We start from the raw sequence: 3,708 nt of genomic DNA, 5'->3' as shown, positions 1-3,708 counted from the left end.
TCCCAGGATAGTCGCGTGTGGTAACTACACCTTGCGAGCTAGCGTCGGCGACGCGATCGTTCGAATCCCGGCGGATCCAGCTTTTGGCGTCTGGCGTCCGACCGTGAATAAGGCTCGCATCTTTCTTGAGCCACGCCATTTCTCAACTCCCATCCAAAGTCCGATATTGGTGTCCCAGACCTCGCTTGACAATAGCACGTAACGGAAACCGCGGGCCGCCTCCATCTTCCGAGGTGACAATCGTTCACGTTGGCGCTTTGGTTTGGGGAATGACGATCGTGATTCGCCAAACCTCGACCAATGGCCTGCGGTTCAAGCGGGAGCGCGCCCTCTATGCGGCGGGACATCGCTGTATCGCAGGGCTCGACGAAGTCGGTCGTGGGCCTCTGGCGGGACCGGTCGTGTCGGCCGCCGTCGTTCTCGATCCGAAGGCGGTGCCGAAGGGATTGGCGGATTCGAAAGTGCTGAGCGCCGATGCGCGCGAAGCGCTCTTTGGGGAAATCCTGGCGAAAGCCGAAGTGGGGATCGCCTCGATTTCCCACGACGAGATCGACACCATCAATATCCGGCAAGCGTCTCTGCTCGCCATGTGCCGGGCGCTGGCCGCTCTCCCATGCAAGCCGGATCTCGCCCTCGTCGACGGCAACGATCCGCCGAAGCTGCCCTGTCGGGTCGAGACGATCATCGGCGGCGACGGCCTCGTCGCCTCGATCGCGGCGGCATCGATCGTCGCCAAAGTGGTGCGCGACCGGTTGATGGCGCGTCTCGGCGCGATCTATCCGGTCTACGGGTTCCACACCAATGCCGGCTACAGCACGAAGGCTCATCTTTCGGCACTCGCCAGCGCCGGGCCTTGCCCGTTTCATCGGCTGAGTTTTTCGCCGTTGCGCCAAGGGTTACTGGATCTGTAACCGACCTTAACGCCCGTTAAGATAAAAACTCAATAAAAACAATGGGTAGGAAAGATTTGCCGACCCAAAATAAGACGCATTTTTTCTCAGCTGGAAACCTCATCTTTACCCTAACGAGCCATGATCCGGATTGTCAGTTGCGTAACCGGTGAACACCCATGGGTACCTCGCGTACCGGGGCTGCCGGCGCCACCTCCCGGATCAGTGTCTCGCGTACCGGGCGGACCGCGCCGGCGCCTCGGACGGGGCTCAAGAGCCCCCTTTCCGTCTCGCCCTCCCTTCCCATCGACCAGATTCTCCTGGGCGACTGCATCGCCAATCTGGCGAAGCTGCCGCCCGAGAGCGTGGACGTGGTCTTCGCCGACCCGCCCTATAATCTTCAGCTCGAACAAACCCTGACGCGCCCGGACCACTCGCTTGTGGACGCGGTCGACGATGATTGGGACAAGTTCGCGAGCTTTTCCGAATACGACGCCTTCACCCGCGCTTGGCTTCTCGGCGTACGCCGCGTGATGAAGAAGAACGCGACGTTGTGGGTGATCGGCTCCTATCACAACATCTTCCGCGTCGGATCCGCGTTGCAGGATCTGAACTTCTGGCTCCTGAACGACATCGTCTGGCGCAAGGCCAACCCGATGCCGAACTTCCGCGGTCGTCGCTTCACCAACGCGCACGAGACCATGATCTGGGCGTCGAAAAGCGCGGAAGCGAAAAGCTACACCTTCCACTACGAAGCGCTGAAGGCCGGCAACGAAGATTTTCAGATGCGCTCCGACTGGTTCATCCCGCTCTGCACGGGCGAGGAGCGCTTGAAGGACGAGAACGGCCGCAAGGTGCATCCGACGCAAAAGCCGGAAGCGCTGCTCGCCCGTATCCTGCTGTCCTCGTCGAACCCGGGCGACGTGGTGCTCGATCCTTTCTTCGGCAGCGGCACCACCGGCGCCGTGGCGAAGAAACTCGGACGTCATTTCATCGGCCTCGAGCGGGATCCGACCTACGCCAAGGCGGCTCGCGCACGCATCGATGCGGCGATCCCTCTCTCCGATGTCTCCATCGCCGCGCCGCCTGAAAAGCGTGCCGAGATGCGCGTGCCGTTCCTGTCGCTCATCGAAGGGGGGCATGTGCGGCCAGGCGAGGTGATGGTCGATGAACGCCGCCGCTATTCGGCGACGATCCGCGCCGACGGCACCCTGTCACTCGGCGCCATCATCGGCTCGATCCACAAAGTCGGCTCCTTGGTGCAGGGGCTTCCGGCCTGCAACGGCTGGACCTTCTGGCATGTGGAACGCGAGGGCCGCCTCGTCTCCATCGACGATTTCCGCGCCAAGGTCAGAGCGGATCTCGCCGCCTGACAGAGAATCGTTTGATTCTCGCGCTTGCGTTTCGCCCTTGCTTTCTCGCCTTTTACGGGCCGCGATCTCGTCGCCGCGGCCCGCCGATCCCTCTCTGTTCACATAGGTCACCTTACGTAAAGTAAGTAACGTGAACGATCGGCCAACAGCTCGGCAACAACGAGGAACATGCTCAAGAGCGTGGGGTAGCGGCGTGAAGTTGGCGGGCTGCGTCGCCAGGCGCTTCAGGCGAATTAGGGGGGCACAATTCGCCCTTAGCGCCCGAGGCCCCTATGCCGATCCGCCCGAAGAGTTTTAGCATCGTTTCATGGCTCCTTCTGTTGTCGACGCTTCCGGGTTCTCCGCGGCCGACCCGTCCTGGGACGATCTCAAGATCTTCCTGGCCGTGGTGGCTCATGGATCGATGAACGGAGCCGGGAAATCCCTCGGACAAAGCCAACCCACCATCGCGCGGCGCATTCGTGCGCTCGAAGAAGCGCTCGGCGTCGTGCTGTTCCAGCGCGGCCCCAACCGGCTCGATCTCACCGAGGCCGGCAGGGCGATCCTCGAAGCCGCCTCCCCGATGGCCGAAGCGGCCGGCGCCGTGCCGAAAACCGCTGCGGCCTATCGGCCCGATCCGGAGGCGCCGGTGCGCGTCACCGCAACCGCCTCCGCCACGATGTTCCTGTCATCCCACGCGGCCGATCTCGCCCGAGCGGCGGCCCCGACGGAAATCTCGTACATCCCGACGCGCCGCCGTCTCGATCTCGCCATCGGCGAGGCGGATATCGCTTTGCGCATGCGGCGCTTGCCGGAGGCGGACGAAGCGCTCGTCGCCCGCAAGATCGGCGTCATCGCCTTCGCGATCTACAGCATCTCGCCCGAACCGGAGGCGATGATCATCCCGACCGAAGATCCGGCTCTGTCGCTGCAGGCCGCTTACGCGACCGAATTCGCGCAAGGCCTCACCATCGCCGCCCGCATCGGCGATATGCCGATTCGCTACCAGGCCGCCAAGGCCGGCCTCGGCGCCGCCGTCCTGCCGTGTTGGCTCGGGGACACCGATCCCGATCTCGTGCGCGTCGCCCCGCCTCACCCGGATCTGGTCGAGGACGTCTTTCTCCTCACGCACCAACGAAGCCGCAACCGTGCCAATGTGAAGCGCGTCGCCAACGCCATCGCCGCCCTGTTCAAGGTGCAGGGCAAAGTGCTGAGCGGCGACGACGCCTGAACCAATCCGGCCGACCTGCCCGGCCGACCTCCCCTGCCGAGATCCCGATCCCAGACTTGACAATGTTCTCTATTTGTTCCATAAACAGATTGGATATTGCAACGTTGGATCGTTATGAGTGAAGAACCCCGCGACAGACGTTCCGGTGAGCCCTTGAGCGAGTACGTCAAACAGGTGGCGAACGAACTACCTTACGACGCTGTAGGCCTCTGGCAGATCGTGCCCGGTGGACGGC

At 62.9% G+C, this 3,708-nt stretch carries 3 protein-coding genes; all 3 read left to right on the top strand.

Going from position 1 to position 3,708, the window contains the following annotated elements:
- Positions 1-269 precede the first annotated feature (269 nt).
- The 3 genes from AC1DT3_RS14665 (at position 270) to AC1DT3_RS14655 (ending at position 3,473) form a co-directional block, all read left to right on the top strand.
- A complete protein-coding gene (locus AC1DT3_RS14665) occupies positions 270-911 on the top strand; it encodes a ribonuclease HII (RefSeq protein WP_477465981.1) in 642 nt (213 codons plus the stop codon).
- A 158-nt stretch (positions 912-1,069) separates the two neighbouring features.
- Positions 1,070-2,263: a DNA methyltransferase gene (locus tag AC1DT3_RS14660; protein WP_477465980.1), complete on the top strand. Its 1,194-nt coding sequence runs from the start codon at positions 1,070-1,072 to the stop codon at positions 2,261-2,263.
- A gap of 307 nt (positions 2,264-2,570) precedes the next feature.
- Positions 2,571-3,473, top strand: a complete 903-nt coding sequence (locus AC1DT3_RS14655) for a LysR family transcriptional regulator (protein ID WP_477465979.1) — start codon at positions 2,571-2,573, stop codon at positions 3,471-3,473.
- The last annotated feature ends 235 nt before the right edge of the window (positions 3,474-3,708 follow it).

This window comes from Microvirga sp. P4_G7 (assembly GCF_056401005.1).
Note: the sequence above shows the minus strand (reverse complement) of the source record. Positions and strands in the feature narration are given on the sequence as shown.

Excerpts from the sequence above, each read along its gene's own strand:
- AC1DT3_RS14655 (WP_477465979.1), top strand. The coding sequence starts at position 2,571 with ATGGCTCCTTCTGTTGTCGACGCTTCCGGGTTCTCCGCGGCCGACCCG.
- AC1DT3_RS14660 (WP_477465980.1), top strand. The coding sequence starts at position 1,070 with ATGGGTACCTCGCGTACCGGGGCTGCCGGCGCCACCTCCCGGATCAGT.
- AC1DT3_RS14665 (WP_477465981.1), top strand. The coding sequence starts at position 270 with ATGACGATCGTGATTCGCCAAACCTCGACCAATGGCCTGCGGTTCAAG.